Source organism: Streptomyces sp. NPDC055400 (genome assembly GCF_053644375.1).
In genome coordinates, this window is record NZ_JBSHLM010000007.1 from 19,005 (window position 1) to 32,890 (window position 13,886).

The window sequence follows — 13,886 nt, forward strand, 5'->3', positions numbered from 1 at the left end:
TCCCAGCTTCGCATGAAACCGGCCACGGGGCGCAGGGAGTTGACGCGCTCTACCGGCATGGGTGACGCGCCGTGCGGGCTGCTCACGGGGCTGTGCGCAGCACCGCCTGCTGGATGCGGTCGAGGAGCTGGCCGACCGCCGGGTCGCCTGTCGCGGCGTGCGCGTCGGCCGGGTTGGCTATCAGGAGCAGGAGCACGGCGAAGGTGATCGCGGGCAGGGCGATCGCCCACCACGGGAGCCTGACGTCGACGCCGCCCGCTGGGGCCGGGTGGGGCCGGGTGTGCGTAGGGGCCGACATGACGCCTCCGGGGTCCTCGAGATGCTCGGTGCCGTGGTCCGCGGTGCTCGCGGTCACATCTCGAATTTACGGAAGGTCAGGCCCTCAACCCATCAGGTGATCCACCCAGTTGACCCTGACACTGACCCCCTAGGGGTTGGTGGTGCCAGCACCACCGACGCCGGCCGCGAACAGGCCAGGGACCGCTGTCACGGTGAGGCGACGACCACGGTGCCGACCATGATCACGGTGAGGCGATGACCGTGATGATCACGGTGAGGCGATCGACGCGATGACCGCGATGATCACGGTGATGGCCAGCATCGCGCCGAGCACGATGAGGAGCTTCTTCTGGCCGTTCTGGGGGTTCGGGTCGAGCACAGGCGACATGCGGTCAGTCTCGCACCCTTTGCCCCGGCTCGCGGAGCCGGGGTGGGCCATGGCCGAAGTCAGACCGCCGCGGCCGGAGCGGCCTCGTCCTCGACCGTGCGGTTGCGTCCCGCGATGACGCCCACCACGATCTGCGGCACCATCAGCGCCGCCATGAGCGCGATCGGGACGCCCCAGCCGCCGCTGTGCTGGTAGAGCACGCCGACGAGCAGCGGGCCGGGGATGGAGATCAGATAGCCGGTGCTCTGGGCGAAGGCGGAGAGCTTGGCGACGCCCGTGCCCGTCCGTGCCCGCATGCCGACCATCGTCAGGGCGAGCGGGAAGGCGCAGTTGGAGATGCCGAGGAGGACGGCCCACGCCCAGGCGCCGCCGGCCGGGGCGAAGTAGAGGCCCGCGTAACCGGCGAGGCCGCACATGCCGAGGGCGATCACGATCGGGCCCTGACTGGGCAGGCGCGTGGCGAGTCGCGGGATGACGAAGGCGAGCGGTACGCCCATCGCCATGGTGACGGCGAGCAGCACGCCCGCGGTGCCCGCGGAGACGCCGGCGTCCCGGAAGATCTGCGCCATCCAGCCCATGGTGATGTAGGCGGCGGTGGCCTGGAGGCCGAAGAAGACGGCGAGCGCCCAGGCGGTGCGGCTGCGGGTGATGCGCAGGCCGTCGTCCCGCTGCGGGGTGCCGGCGGTGGCGCCGCCCTCGGTGCCCCGTTCGCGTGCGAGCGGGACCCACGGGACGACGGCGGCCACGGCGAGCGCGGCCCAGAGGGCGAGTCCGGTCTTCCAGCTGCCGCCGAGCGCGTCCGTCACGGGCACGGTCACGGCCGCCGCGAGGGAGGTGCCGAGCGCGAGGGCCATCGAGTAGAGGCCGGTCATGGAGCCCACGCGGTCGGGGAACCAGCGCTTGACGATCACCGGCATGAGGACGTTGCTGACCGCGATGCCCATGAGGGCGAGGGCGCTGGCGACGAGGAATCCGACGGTGGTGCCGGTGAACGGGCGGATGACCAGACCGGCGGCGATCGCGGCCATGCCGGCGCACACCACGGCGCCGGGGCCGAAGCGGCGGGCGAGCCGGGGCGCCATCACTCCGAAGATCGCGAAACAGAGCGGGGGTACGGAGGTGAGGAGGCCGGCGACGCTGCCGCTCATGCCGAGCCCGTCGCGCACCTCTTCGAGGAGGGCGCCGAGGCTGGTGATGGCGGGGCGCAGGTTCAGAGCCGCGAGGACGATGCCCACGATCATCAGGCGCACGGCCCACGCGCGCGTGGGGGCAGTCTTCGCTTCGGGTGCGCTCTCAGTGCGTATCGGGGTCTGCGTCATCGTCGGGGTTTCCTCACTGGCCATGACCCCATCTTAGAATCATGGGATGATTGGGTGTCCAATCGGTTTGCGTCACACTTGGCGCGACGCACCGCCCGCCCGCGCCCCTTCCCTGCCCGCCCCAGTCATCGAACCAAGGACCGTCATGCCGCTGACCTCCCCCAGGCGCTCGGCTCTCTCCGAACAGGTCATCGCCGGCCTGCGCGCCCAGATCTCGTCGGGCGAGTGGCCGGTCGGCTCCCGCATCCCGACCGAGCCCGAGCTGGTCGAGCAGCTCGGCGTCGCCCGCAACACGGTGCGCGAGGCGGTGCGCGCGCTCGCCCACAACGGCCTGCTCGACATCCGGCAGGGCTCGGGCACGTACGTCGTCGCTACCAGCGAGCTGGCGGGCGTGATGCAGCGCCGGTTCGCCGATGCCGACCCCCGGCACATCGCCGAGCTGCGCTCGACCCTGGAGTCCAGCGCCGCGAGCCTTGCCGCGCAGCGCCGTACGGAGCGCGACCTCAAGCAGCTCGACGCGCTGATGGTGCGCCGGGAGGACACATGGGCGTCGGGCGACGCGGAGGCGTTCGTGGCGGCCGACGCGACCTTCCACCTGGCGGTCGTGGCCGCGTCCCACAACGACGTCATGACAGCGATGTACGCGGACCTCGGCGAGGTCCTGCGGGACGTCCTGCGCGTGGACGTGGGCGAGGAGCTGAGGCCCGAGAACCACATGGACCACACGGGTCTGCTCGACGCGATCCGCGTGGGCGACGCGGAGGCCGCCGCGGCGGAGGCGGCGCGCTATCCGTTCCTGTGCCTGCCGGGCCAGCCCGCCGCTCACTGAGCGGAATCCCGAGCCGGGGTCCAGCGCTCAGCCGTCGACCTTGGCGTGGCTGATCCAGGCCGAGCGGACCTCTTTCCAGCACCGGCCGGTGAGCCGCACGGTCTCGGCGGCCTCGGCCGGGACCTGCCCGCCGTCGCTGTCTATGTCCCACCAGCGGTCGCACTCGACATGGAGGCTGACCGCGTCGGTCGCCGGATACGGGTTGTGGCAGTACGCCGTCACGTCCGAACCGGAGACGGTCACCCGGCAGTCCGCTCCGAAGGGTTCGGTCCTGCGGTCGTCCGGGCTGCCGGGCACGCGCGCGTGGGGCGCGGTCCGGACGGGGTGGGAAGTGGCGTCGTACGGCACCGCGAAGAGGAGTACGAGGGCTGCGAGTACCGGGGTACCGCGCTGAGAAAGGCGCACAAGGGGACCTCCTCGGCCGTACGGGAGAGGGGGAACGAACGCCTTCCCAGCCTGCGTGCTCTCCCGTCGCTCCCGCCCGGTCAGTAGGCCGAACGGGTGACGCCCCGCCCCCCGCGCGCTGCGGGGAACGGGGCGTCGGCCACGTACGGGTGATCAGGCGCCGATCGCGTGCAGACCGCCGTCGACGTGGATGATCTCGCCGGTGGTCTTCGGGAACCAGTCGCTCAGGAGAGCGACGACGCCCCTGCCTGCCGGCTCCGGGTCCTTGAGGTCCCACTCCAGGGGGGCGCGGTCGTCCCAGACGGCGGCCAGCTCGCTGAAGCCCGGGATGGACTTGGCGGCCATGGAGCCGAGCGGGCCCGCCGAGATGAGGTTCGAGCGGACGTTCTGCTTGCCGAGGTCGCGCGCGAGGTACCGGTTGGTGGCCTCGAGGGCGGCCTTGGCGGGGCCCATCCAGTCGTACTGCGGCCAGGCGTACTGGGCGTCGAAGGTGAGGCCGACGACCGAGCCGCCGTTCTGCATCAGCGGCAGGCAGGCCATGGTCAGCGACTTCAGGGAGAAGGCGGAGACGTGCATGGCCGTGGCGACCGACTCGAACGGGGTGTTGAGGAAGTTGCCGCCGAGGGCGTCCTGCGGCGCGAAGCCGATGGAGTGGACCACGCCGTCGAGGCCGCCGAGCTCCTCGCCGACGACCTCGGCGAGGCGGCCGAGGTGCTCGTCGTTGGTGACGTCGAGCTCGATGACCTTGGTGGGCTTGGGGAGCTTCTTGGCGATGCGCTCGGTCAGCGTGGGCCGCGGGAAGGCGGTGAGGATGATCTCCGCGCCCTGCTCCTGGGCCAGCTTCGCGGCGTGGAAGGCGATGGAGGACTCCGTCAGCACACCGGTGATCAGGACGCGCTTGCCCTCGAGAATTCCGCTCATGGTGATCAGTGACCCATGCCCAATCCGCCGTCAACGGGAATGACGGCTCCAGTGATGTACGAGGCGTCGTCCGAGGCGAGGAACCGCACCGTCGCGGCGATCTCCTCGGGCTGCGCGTAGCGGCCGAGGGGCACCTGCTTCACGATGCCCTCGCGCTGCTCGTCGGTGAGCGCCTTGGTCATGTCGGTGTCGACGAAACCGGGCGCGACGACGTTGAAAGTGAGGTTGCGCGACCCGAGCTCACGGGCGAGGGAACGCGCGAAACCGACCAGACCCGCCTTCGACGCGGCGTAGTTCGCCTGTCCCGCGGAGCCGAGGAGGCCGACCACGGAGGAGATCAGCACGACGCGGCCCTTCTTGGCGCGCAGCATGCCGCGGTTGGCACGCTTCACGACGCGGAAGGTGCCGGTGAGGTTGGTGTCGAGGACCGACGTGAAGTCGTCCTCGGACATGCGCATGAGGAGCTGGTCCTTGGTGACGCCGGCGTTGGCCACGAGGACCTCGACGGGACCGTGCTTCTCCTCGATCTCCTTGTAGGCCTGCTCCACCTGCTCGCTGTCGGTGATGTCGCACTTGACGGCGAGGAAGCCGGCCTTCTCCAGCTCGGCCGCGTCGCCCGAGCGGTACGTGATCGCGACCTTGTCGCCGGCGTCGGCGAATGCACGGGCGATGGCGAGGCCGATGCCCCGGTTTCCTCCGGTGACGAGAACCGAGCGGCTCAACGGATCACCCTTTCCCTAGCGGTCTGGTACATCGAAAACCTATCGGTACCGCCCTGGATACGGAGAATCGACCACCGACAGTGGCGCAGGAGAGTCGCTGTCGGGTCCCTACAGAAAAGTGTGGCCGCGGGGGCCGCGGACGCGACATGATCGGGGCCGGCCGGTGCCCGCACTCGGGAGCGGCCGGTGCCCGAGGCTCCTGACAGCGCTGACGACAGCGTCTCCGACAGCAGGGAGAACATCCGTGCCCCATTCGATCGATGAAGCCTTCACGGCGCTGCCGCTGCGGGCCCTCGCCGATGCCGCGCTGGCCCGCGCGCGGGCTCTCGGCGCCGACCACGCGGACTTCCGCCTGGAGCGGGTGCGCAGTGCGGAGCGGCGGCTGCGGGACGCGCGGCCCGCGGGCTCGTCGGACACCACGGACCTGGGGTACGCGGTACGGGTCGTGCACGGCGGCACGTGGGGCTTCGCGTCGGGCGTGGATCTGACGATGGACGCGGCCGCGAAGGTGGCGTCGCAGGCCGTCGCGATGGCGAAGCTGTCGGCGCAGGTGATCAAGGCCGCGGGTTCGGACGAGAGAGTGGAACTGGCCGCCGAGCCGGTGCACGAGGACCGGACGTGGGTGTCCTCGTACGAGATCGATCCGTTCTCCGTGCCGGACGAGGACAAGGCCGGGCTGCTCGCCGACTGGAGTGCGCGGCTGCTCGGGGCGGACGGCGTCGACCATGTGGACGCCTCGCTGCTCACCGTGCACGAGAACAAGTTCTACGCCGACACGGCGGGAACGGTCACGACGCAGCAGCGCGTCCGGCTGCATCCGCAGCTGACGGCCGTCGCCGTGGACGGGACGAGCGGCGAGTTCGACTCGATGCGGACCCTTGCGCCGCCGGTGGGCCGCGGCTGGGAGTACCTCACCGGGACCGGCTGGGACTGGGACCGCGAGCTGGCCGAGGTCCCGGAGCTGCTCGCCGAGAAGATGCGGGCGCCCAGCGTCGAGGCCGGCCTGTACGACCTCGTGGTCGACCCGTCCAACCTGTGGCTGACCATCCACGAGTCGATCGGCCACGCGACCGAGCTGGACCGTGCGCTCGGCTACGAGGCGGCGTACGCGGGCACCTCCTTCGCCACGTTCGACCAGCTCGGGAAGCTCAGGTACGGCTCCGAGATCATGAACGTGACGGGTGACCGCACCGCCGAGCACGGCCTCGCGACCATCGGGTACGACGACGAGGGCGTGGCCGGGCAGTCCTGGGACCTGGTCAGGGACGGGACGCTCGTCGGCTATCAGCTGGACCGCCGTATCGCGAAGCTGACGGGCTTCGACCGGTCGAACGGGTGCGCCTACGCGGACTCGCCCGGCCATGTGCCCGTCCAGCGCATGGCGAACGTGTCGCTGCAGCCGGACCCGGGCGGACTGTCGACCGAGGACCTGATCGGGGGCGTCGACCGCGGGATCTACGTCGTCGGCGACCGGTCCTGGTCGATCGACATGCAGCGCTACAACTTCCAGTTCACGGGGCAGCGGTTCTACCGCATCGAGAACGGACGGCTCGCCGGGCAGCTGCGCGATGTCGCCTACCAGGCCACGACCACCGACTTCTGGGGTTCGATGGCGGCGGTCGGCGGCCCGCAGACGTACGTGCTGGGCGGCGCGTTCAACTGCGGAAAGGCCCAGCCGGGGCAGGTCGCGGCGGTGTCGCACGGCTGCCCGTCCGCCCTCTTCAAGGGCGTGAACATTCTGAACACCACGCAGGAGGCCGGACGGTGAGCCCTATGAGTCCTCGGACGAACAAGCCGCACGAGATCGTCGAGCGTGCCCTCGCGCTGTCCTCGGCGGACGGCTGCGTGGTCATCGCCGACGAGACGTCCACCGCGAATCTGCGCTGGGCGGGCAACGCGCTCACGACGAACGGCGTGACCCGCGGGCGCACCCTCACCGTCATCGCGACCGTCGACGGCAAGGAGGGCACGGCCTCCGGGGTCGTCTCTCGCTCGGGAGTGACCGCGGCCGACCTCGAACCCCTGGTGCGGGCCGCCGAGGCCGCGGCCCGGGGCGCGGCGCCCGCGGAGGACGCCGGGCCGCTGGTGTCCGGAGTGCCGCACTCCGGCGACTTCACGGACGCGCCCGCCGAGACCTCGTCGGCCGTCTTCGCGGACTTCGCGCCGGCCCTGGGCGAGTCGTTCGCCCGCGCCCGGGCCGGCGGCCGCGAGCTGTACGGCTTCGCCAACCACGAGCTCGTATCCAGCTATCTCGGTACGTCGACGGGCCTGCGCCTGCGGCACGACCAGCCGAACGGGACGCTGGAGATGAACGCGAAGTCGCCGGACCGGACGCGTTCCGCGTGGGCCGGACGCTCGACGCGCGACTTCAAGGACGTCGACCCGGGCGCGCTCGACGCCGAGCTGGCGCAGCGCCTCGACTGGGCGCTCCGCCGCATCGAGCTGCCTGCCGGCCGCTACGAGACGCTGCTGCCGCCGACCGCGGTCGCCGATCTGCTGATCTACCAGCTGTGGTCGGCCGCGGCCCGGGACGCCGCCGAGGGCCGGACCGTCTTCAGCAGGCCCGGCGGCGGCACGCGCGTCGGCGAGCGGCTGACGGAGCTGCCGCTGACGCTGCGCAGCGACCCTAACGAGCCGGGCCTGGAGTCGGCGCCGTTCGTCCTCGCCCATGCCTCGGGCGACAGCGCCTCCGTCTTCGACAACGGTCTTCCGCTGACGGCGACGGACTGGGTGCGCGAGGGCGAGCTGGCCCATCTGACGACGACCCGGCACAGCGCGGGTCTCACCGGCCTCCCGGTGGCGCCGGCGATCGACAACCTGATCCTGGACGGGGGCGAGGACCGCTCCCTGGACGAGATGGTCGCGGCCACCGGGCGCGGGCTGCTCCTGACCTGCCTCTGGTACATCCGCGAGGTCGATCCGGCGACACTGCTCCTGACCGGTCTGACCCGGGACGGGGTGTACCTCGTGGAGGACGGCGAGGTGGTGGGCGAGGTGAACAACTTCCGGTTCAACGAGTCGCCCGTCGACCTGCTGGGGCGCGCGGTGGAGGCCGGACGGACGGAAAAGACGCTGCCCAGGGAATGGAGCGACTGGTTCACCAGGGCTGCGATGCCCGCCCTGCGGGTGCCGGACTTCAACATGAGTTCGGTCAGCCAGGGCGTCTGACCCCCATAGACTCGGCCATACACTGGCGAGTACTCACCAGCACTGTTCGACCCATCAGCACTGTTCAAGGAGACACACGACCGTGACGGACATCGTCGACGAGCTGAAGTGGCGGGGACTCTTCTCCCTGTCCACCGACGAAGATGCACTGCGCAAGGCGCTCGCGGACGGTCCCGTCACGTTCTATTGCGGCTTCGACCCGACCGCGGCCTCCCTGCACGTCGGCCACCTGGTCCAGGTGCTCACCGTCCGCAGGCTCCAGCAGGCGGGTCACCGTCCGCTGGCGCTCGTGGGCGGGGCCACCGGCCAGATCGGTGACCCCCGGCCGACCGCCGAGCGGACGCTGAACGACCCGGAGACCGTCGCGAACTGGGTGTCCCGGCTGCGCTCCCAGATCGAGCCGTTCCTGTCCTTCGAGGGCGAGAACGCCGCGACGATGGTGAACAACCTGGACTGGACCGCGGGCCTGTCCGCGATCGAGTTCCTGCGCGACATCGGCAAGCACTTCCGCGTCAACAAGATGCTCACCAAGGACTCCGTGGCCCGCCGCCTGGAGTCCCAGGAGGGCATCAGCTACACGGAGTTCAGCTACCAGCTCCTGCAGGGCATGGACTTCCTGGAGCTGTACCGGCGTTACGGCTGCACGCTCCAGCAGGGCGGCAGCGACCAGTGGGGCAACCTCACCGCGGGCATCGACCTGATCCACCGCATGGAGCCGGACGCCGTGGTGCACGCGCTGGCGACGCCGCTGATGGTGAAGGCGGACGGCACCAAGTTCGGCAAGTCCGAGAGCGGCGCCGTCTGGCTGGACCCGGAGATGACGACGCCGTACGCGTTCTACCAGTTCTGGCTGAACGTGGACGACCGGGACATCCCGTCGTACATGCGGATCCTGTCCTTCAAGTCCCGCGCGGAGCTGGAGGAGCTGGAGAAGGTCACCGAGGAGCGGCCGCAGGCGCGCGCCGCTCAGCGGGCCCTCGCCGAGGAGCTGACGACGCTGGTGCACGGCGCCGACCAGTGCGCCGCCGTCATCGCGGCGTCCAAGGCGCTGTTCGGGCAGGGCGACCTGGGTGAGCTGGACGAGGCGACCCTCGCGGCCGCGCTCTCCGAGCTGCCGCACGCGAAGGTCGACACGCTCGGCCCGGTCGTGGACCTGCTCGCCGAGGTGGGCCTCGTGGCGAGCAAGTCGGCCGCCCGGCGCACGGTGAAGGAGGGCGGCGCGTACGTGAACAACGTGAAGGTCGCCTCCGAGGACGCGCTGCCTGCCGCGGACGAGCTGCTGCACGGGCGCTGGCTCGTGCTGCGCCGCGGCAAGAAGAACCTGGCGGCGATCGAGGTCGTCGGCGCCTGAGCGCACAGGACTGAAGTCACGGCCGGAAGGGCGGCGCCGCACCTGGTGCGGGGCCGCCCTTCCGGCTGTGTCAGGCTCGCTGTTTGTTGCCTCGCATGGCCACCCAGGCCATGTCTCCCAGCCACACGATGACCACGGCTCCGGCCAGTTGGAGCAGGTGCCGGGTCCAGTCGATCCCCTTGGTGTCGTTGACACCGATCCAGGTGGCGACCGAGTTGCCCAGGACGCTGCCGATGATCCCGAAGACCACCGTCAGCCACAGAGGGATCTGCTGCTTGCCCGGAAGGATCGCCTTCGCGATCAGTCCGAGCACCAGACCCACGATGATCGCCCACAACCAGCCCATGTCGTCGCCTCCTCTGTGGCGCCCTGTGCGCATCTGCGCCCAGTCTCGGCTTATCCGCCATACGGCGCATGTCGGGCGCATCCGTACGCGGTACGGCGCAGCAAGTACGCGCAGGCCGGGCCCGCCCCGGTCTCGAACGCGGAGGAAGCCGGGCGTACCGTGGAGGCAGTCCGGACCGGGGAGAGTCCGGCATGGCAGGCAGGCGGTGGAATGTGATGCGGAAGCAGAGCAGCGGCGAGGTCTTCCGGATCACCGGGGCGAGGCAGGGCCTCGCCGACGACGTCCGCGGCAGGCAGCGCCGCTATGTCATCTCGATGTCGGTCCGCACCCTCGCCGTGATCCTCGGCGCGGCCCTGTGGAACGTGGAACGCCCGGTCGCGATCGTGGCCCTGGTACTCGGCCTGCTGCTCCCCTACGTCGCCGTGGTCATCGCCAACGCGGGCCGGGAGAACGTCCCTTCACTGCCGTCGACGTTCGTCACCGCGCCGATGCGGCCGATGCTCACACCGCCCGCCGCCACCACCCCCGCGGAATCCGTTCCGCAGGACCACACCGGCGCGCACGGTGAGGAGCGGCGTGATCATTCGGGCGACCGCGGCTGACCACCGGCGATCCGCAAAGCTCAAGAAAAGCTCAGATCAATCATGTAGTTCCGGTGCCGGTCGGCCGGTCCCCCATGACATACTTCGTACGCGCTCCGCATCCCCCGTCGGAGCGACGGACCGACGCCGGGCAGCTCCCCCCGTGGCTGCTCGGCGTCGCCTTTGTTTGGGCGCGTAAGTGTTTGGGGCGGTACCTGTGAGTGACGAAAACCCGATCTGTTCCGCCAAGGGCTGCCGCGTCGACGCGGTCTGGGTGCTCGCCTGGAACAACCCGAAGCTGCACACGCCGGAGCGGCGCAAGACGTGGCTCGCGTGCGACGAACACCGCGAGCATCTCTCCCAGTTCCTCGGCGTGCGCGGCTTCCTGAAGGACGTCGTCGCGCTGAAGGACTGGGAGTCCGGGGACCGAGAGGGCTGAGCGCCCCGGCTCAGCCGCCGATCGCGGACATCGGGCGCTCGGGCTGGAGGAACTTCGGGTCGTCCAGGCCTGAGCCGGCCTTCTTGCCCCACATGGCGAGCTTCCATATGCGGGCGATCTCCTCGTCCCCGCTGTCCGAGCGCAGGGCCGCGCGCAGGTCTGTCTCCTCACTGGCGAACAGGCACGTGCGCACCTGTCCGTCGGCGGTGAGCCGGGTGCGGTCACAGGCCGAGCAGAACGGGCGGGTGACGGAGGCGATGACGCCGACGCGCTGCGGCCCGCCGTCCACGAGCCAGCGCTCCGCGGGGGCGGAACCCCGCTCGTCGGAGCCCTCGGCCGTGAGGGCGAAGCGCGTGCGCAGGGACGCGAGGATGTCACCGGCGGTGATCATGCCGTCGCGCTTCCAGCCGTGCTGGGCGTCCAGCGGCATCTGCTCGATGAAGCGCAGCTCGTAGTCGTGCTCGACGGCCCAGGCCAGGAGGTCGGGCGCCTCGTCGTCGTTCAGCCCCGGCATCAGCACGGAGTTGACCTTGACGGGGGTGAGTCCGGCGTCACTGGCGGCTTCGAGGCCGGCGATGACGTCCTTGTGGCGGTCACGCCGGGTGAGCGTCTTGAAGACGTCGGGGCGCAGGGTGTCCAGCGAGACGTTGACCCGGTCGAGGCCGGCCTGCTTGAGGGCGGCGGCGGTGCGCTTGAGTCCGATCCCGTTCGTCGTCAGGGACATCTGGGGGCGGGGCTCCAGCTGGGCCACCCGCTCCACGATGCCGACGAGGCCGGGGCGCAGCAGGGGCTCGCCGCCGGTGAATCTGATCTCCGTGATGCCGAGCTGGGTGACGGCGATCCGGATGAGCCGGACGATCTCGTCGTCCGTGAGCAGATCGGGCTTGGCCAGCCATTGCAGGCCCTCTTCGGGCATGCAGTACGTACACCGGAGATTGCACCGGTCGGTCAGCGAGACGCGGAGGTCGGTGGCCACTCGGCCATAAGTGTCAATCAGCACGTGGGCCCCCTCTCCGATGCGGTCTGATAGAGCGAGCCTACGTGATGGGCCTGACATCAGGGGGCTCCCGATCCCACGGGAGCGGGACGGCCGCATCGTAGATCCATACGAGGGTCTGCGACGCGGCCGTCCGAATCCCGAGGTCAGTGGGCTCCCGTACCGGTGAGGGAACGGACTTCGAGCTCCGCGTACTTGCCGGCGTCCGCCTTCTCCTTGGACAGCACGGTGCCCAGCCAGCCGAGCACGAAGCCGACCGGGATCGAGATGATGCCCGGGTTCTCCAGCGGGAACCAGTGGAAGTCGACGCCCTTGAACATGGACGTCTTCGGGTTCCCGGAGACGACCGGCGAGAACAGCACCAGGAAGACCGCCGCGAAGAGGCCTCCGTAGATCGACCACAGCGCGCCCTGGGTGGTGAAGCGCTTCCAGAAGAGGCTGTAGAGGATCGTCGGCAGGTTGGCGGAGGCGGCGACCGCGAAGGCGAGCGCGACCAGGCCGGCCACGTTCAGGTCGCGGGCGAGGGCGCCGAGGCCGATGGAGACGACGCCGATGAAGACGGTCGCCCAGCGGGCCGCCTTCATCTCCTGTTTCTCGGAAGCCTTGCCCTTCTTGATGACGTTCGCGTAGATGTCGTGCGCGAACGAGGAGGACGAGGCGAGGGTCAGGCCCGCGACGACCGCGAGGATCGTGGCGAAGGCCACCGCCGAGATCGTCGCGAGGAGGATCGCACCCCACGACGAGTCGACCCCGCCGAGGTGCAGCGCGAGGAGCGGCGCCGCGGTGTTGCCCGCCGGGTTGGACGCGATGATCTCTTCCGGCTTGATGAGGGCGGCGGCGCCGAAGCCGAGCGCGATCGTCATCAGGTAGAAGGCGCCGATGATGCCGATCGCCCAGTTCACGGACTTACGGGCGGCCTTGGCGGTGGGGACCGTGTAGAAGCGGATCAGGATGTGCGGCAGTCCCGCGGTGCCGAGGACGAGCGCGATGCCGAGCGAGATGAAGTCGATCTTCGACGTCGAGGTGGCGCCGTACTTGAGTCCGGGCTCCAGGAACGCGGCGCCCCCTCCGCTGTTGGAGGCCGCCTTGCCGAGCAGGTCGGAGATGTTGAAGTTGAACTTCAGCAGGACCAGGAAGGTGAGCAGGAGCGTGCCCGCGATCAGGAGCACCGCCTTGACCATCTGGACCCAGGTGGTGCCCTTCATGCCGCCGATGGTGACGTACACGATCATCAGGACGCCGACGAGGGCGACGATGCCGACCTTGCCCGCGTCGGACGTGATGCCGAGCAGCAGCGAGACGAGGACGCCCGCGCCCGCCATCTGCGCGAGCAGGTAGAAGATCGAGACGACGATCGTGGAGGTGCCCGCGGCGGTGCGGACCGGGCGCTGGCGCATCCGGTAGGCGAGGACGTCGCCCATCGTGTAGCGGCCGGAGTTGCGCAGCGGTTCGGCGACCAGGAGCAGGGCGACGAGCCAGGCGACGAGGAAGCCGATGGAGTAGAGGAAGCCGTCGTAGCCGAAGAGGGCGATGGCTCCGGCGATGCCGAGGAACGAGGCCGCGGACATGTAGTCGCCGGAGACGGCGAGTCCGTTCTGGAAGCCGGTGAACTGGCGCCCGCCCGCGTAGAAGTCGGAGGCGTTCCTCGTCTGGCGGCCCGCCCAGACGGTGATCACCAGGGTGGCGAGGACGAACACCGCGAACAGGGAGATGATCAGCGGCCGGTGCTCGCTCGCCTCACCCGCGGCGATGACCTGCGTGACTGCGGAGCTCATGCGCCGCCCTCCATCCGGGACTTGATCGCCTCGGCCTTGGGGTCCAGCTTGGTGGCGGCGTGGCGGGAGTACCACCAGGCGATGAGGAACGTGGTCAGGAACTGGGCGAGGCCAAGGACCAGCGCGACATTGATGTTGCCGAAGATCTTGGTGCCCATGAAGTCGCCCGCGTAGTTCGACAGCAGTACGTACAGCAGGTACCAGGCGATGAAGGCGACGGTCAGGGGGAAGGCGAACGAGCGGTGCGCGTGTCGCAGTTCGGCGAACTCCGCGCTCTCCTGCTCCGCGATGAATTCCTCCGTGGAGGGCGGTGCGGGTCGGGTGCTGGAGCCGCTTTTCGACGGTGGCGGTGTATCGGTGGCCACG

Annotated in this window: 16 protein-coding genes; 6 read left to right on the forward strand and 10 right to left on the reverse strand. The window is 70.1% G+C overall.

Translation table 11 applies throughout. From position 1 onward, the window contains the following. Positions 1-82: 82 nt before the first annotated feature. From ACWIGU_RS19440 to ACWIGU_RS19450, 3 genes are all read right to left on the reverse strand, one after another. Complete coding sequence (locus ACWIGU_RS19440) at positions 83-298, reverse strand: hypothetical protein (RefSeq protein ID WP_454403072.1); 216 nt, start codon at positions 296-298, stop codon at positions 83-85. Positions 299-547: 249 nt separating this feature from the next. Further along, a complete protein-coding gene (locus ACWIGU_RS19445; RefSeq protein WP_454402453.1) occupies positions 548-667 on the reverse strand; it encodes an SGM_5486 family transporter-associated protein in 120 nt (39 codons plus the stop codon). Between the two features lie 59 nt (positions 668-726). After that, the gene (locus tag ACWIGU_RS19450; RefSeq protein ID WP_454402455.1) at positions 727-2,010 is read right to left on the reverse strand and encodes a CynX/NimT family MFS transporter; all 1,284 of its coding nucleotides are present in this window, start codon (positions 2,008-2,010) and stop codon (positions 727-729) included. Positions 2,011-2,131: 121 nt separating this feature from the next. Here ACWIGU_RS19450 and ACWIGU_RS19455 point away from each other — a divergent pair, with 121 nt between their 5' ends. Then, positions 2,132-2,815, forward strand: a complete 684-nt coding sequence (locus tag ACWIGU_RS19455) for a FadR/GntR family transcriptional regulator (RefSeq protein WP_453780489.1) — start codon at positions 2,132-2,134, stop codon at positions 2,813-2,815. Between the two features lie 27 nt (positions 2,816-2,842). Here ACWIGU_RS19455 and ACWIGU_RS19460 read toward each other — a convergent pair whose 3' ends face one another. From ACWIGU_RS19460 to fabG, 3 genes are all read right to left on the reverse strand, one after another. Next, on the reverse strand, positions 2,843-3,220 hold the full coding sequence (locus ACWIGU_RS19460; protein ID WP_454402457.1) for a hypothetical protein: 378 nt from the start codon (positions 3,218-3,220) through the stop codon (positions 2,843-2,845). A gap of 153 nt (positions 3,221-3,373) precedes the next feature. Further along, positions 3,374-4,141, reverse strand: coding sequence for an enoyl-ACP reductase FabI (gene fabI / locus ACWIGU_RS19465; protein WP_454402459.1), 768 nt, complete (start codon positions 4,139-4,141; stop codon positions 3,374-3,376). A gap of 5 nt (positions 4,142-4,146) precedes the next feature. Further along, positions 4,147-4,863, reverse strand: a complete 717-nt coding sequence (fabG, locus tag ACWIGU_RS19470; protein WP_116502852.1) for a 3-oxoacyl-[acyl-carrier-protein] reductase — start codon at positions 4,861-4,863, stop codon at positions 4,147-4,149. A gap of 244 nt (positions 4,864-5,107) precedes the next feature. Between fabG and ACWIGU_RS19475 the strand changes: the two genes are divergently transcribed. The 3 genes from ACWIGU_RS19475 to tyrS all read left to right on the forward strand — a co-directional run bounded on the left by ACWIGU_RS19475 (position 5,108) and on the right by tyrS (position 9,382). After that, a complete protein-coding gene (locus ACWIGU_RS19475) occupies positions 5,108-6,631 on the forward strand; it encodes a TldD/PmbA family protein (protein ID WP_454402461.1) in 1,524 nt (507 codons plus the stop codon). 5 nt (positions 6,632-6,636) lie between these two features. After that, the gene (locus ACWIGU_RS19480) at positions 6,637-8,031 is read left to right on the forward strand and encodes a metallopeptidase TldD-related protein (protein WP_454402463.1); all 1,395 of its coding nucleotides are present in this window, start codon (positions 6,637-6,639) and stop codon (positions 8,029-8,031) included. Positions 8,032-8,113: 82 nt separating this feature from the next. Continuing rightward, complete coding sequence (gene tyrS, locus ACWIGU_RS19485; RefSeq protein WP_454402465.1) at positions 8,114-9,382, forward strand: tyrosine--tRNA ligase; 1,269 nt, start codon at positions 8,114-8,116, stop codon at positions 9,380-9,382. 70 nt (positions 9,383-9,452) lie between these two features. On the opposite strand, the gene ACWIGU_RS19490 is transcribed toward tyrS, so the two are convergent. Beyond that, complete coding sequence (locus tag ACWIGU_RS19490) at positions 9,453-9,728, reverse strand: GlsB/YeaQ/YmgE family stress response membrane protein (protein ID WP_454402467.1); 276 nt, start codon at positions 9,726-9,728, stop codon at positions 9,453-9,455. 191 nt (positions 9,729-9,919) lie between these two features. On the opposite strand from ACWIGU_RS19490, the gene ACWIGU_RS19495 reads away from it, so the two are divergent. Both ACWIGU_RS19495 and ACWIGU_RS19500 read left to right on the forward strand, forming a co-directional pair. Beyond that, positions 9,920-10,330 (forward strand): DUF3099 domain-containing protein, encoded by a 411-nt coding sequence (locus ACWIGU_RS19495; RefSeq protein ID WP_454402469.1) that lies wholly within the window; start codon positions 9,920-9,922, stop codon positions 10,328-10,330. 196 nt (positions 10,331-10,526) lie between these two features. Next, positions 10,527-10,748 (forward strand): hypothetical protein, encoded by a 222-nt coding sequence (locus tag ACWIGU_RS19500; RefSeq protein WP_100592515.1) that lies wholly within the window; start codon positions 10,527-10,529, stop codon positions 10,746-10,748. A 10-nt stretch (positions 10,749-10,758) separates the two neighbouring features. Here ACWIGU_RS19500 and moaA read toward each other — a convergent pair whose 3' ends face one another. The 3 genes from moaA to ACWIGU_RS19515 all read right to left on the reverse strand — a co-directional run bounded on the left by moaA (position 10,759) and on the right by ACWIGU_RS19515 (position 13,885). Continuing rightward, on the reverse strand, positions 10,759-11,748 hold the full coding sequence (gene moaA, locus ACWIGU_RS19505) for a GTP 3',8-cyclase MoaA (RefSeq protein ID WP_454402471.1): 990 nt from the start codon (positions 11,746-11,748) through the stop codon (positions 10,759-10,761). 143 nt (positions 11,749-11,891) lie between these two features. Next, on the reverse strand, positions 11,892-13,520 hold the full coding sequence (locus ACWIGU_RS19510) for a solute symporter family protein (RefSeq protein ID WP_454402473.1): 1,629 nt from the start codon (positions 13,518-13,520) through the stop codon (positions 11,892-11,894). Continuing rightward, entirely contained in the window at positions 13,517-13,885 is a 369-nt protein-coding gene (locus ACWIGU_RS19515) for a DUF485 domain-containing protein (RefSeq protein ID WP_454402475.1), read from the reverse strand. The genes ACWIGU_RS19510 and ACWIGU_RS19515 overlap by 4 nt, the downstream gene beginning before the upstream one ends. Between the last annotated feature and the right edge of the window lies 1 nt (position 13,886).

Coding starts and splice junctions, on each gene's coding strand:
- ACWIGU_RS19455 (WP_453780489.1), top strand. CDS start 2,132: ATGCCGCTGACCTCCCCCAGGCGCTCGGCTCTCTCCGAACAGGTCATC.
- ACWIGU_RS19495 (WP_454402469.1), top strand. CDS start 9,920: ATGGCAGGCAGGCGGTGGAATGTGATGCGGAAGCAGAGCAGCGGCGAG.
- ACWIGU_RS19440 (WP_454403072.1), bottom strand. CDS start 298: ATGTCGGCCCCTACGCACACCCGGCCCCACCCGGCCCCAGCGGGCGGC.
- fabI (WP_454402459.1), bottom strand. CDS start 4,141: ATGAGCGGAATTCTCGAGGGCAAGCGCGTCCTGATCACCGGTGTGCTG.
- ACWIGU_RS19450 (WP_454402455.1), bottom strand. CDS start 2,010: ATGGCCAGTGAGGAAACCCCGACGATGACGCAGACCCCGATACGCACT.
- ACWIGU_RS19490 (WP_454402467.1), bottom strand. CDS start 9,728: ATGGGCTGGTTGTGGGCGATCATCGTGGGTCTGGTGCTCGGACTGATC.
- ACWIGU_RS19445 (WP_454402453.1), bottom strand. CDS start 667: ATGTCGCCTGTGCTCGACCCGAACCCCCAGAACGGCCAGAAGAAGCTC.
- ACWIGU_RS19480 (WP_454402463.1), top strand. CDS start 6,637: ATGAGTCCTCGGACGAACAAGCCGCACGAGATCGTCGAGCGTGCCCTC.
- ACWIGU_RS19510 (WP_454402473.1), bottom strand. CDS start 13,520: ATGAGCTCCGCAGTCACGCAGGTCATCGCCGCGGGTGAGGCGAGCGAG.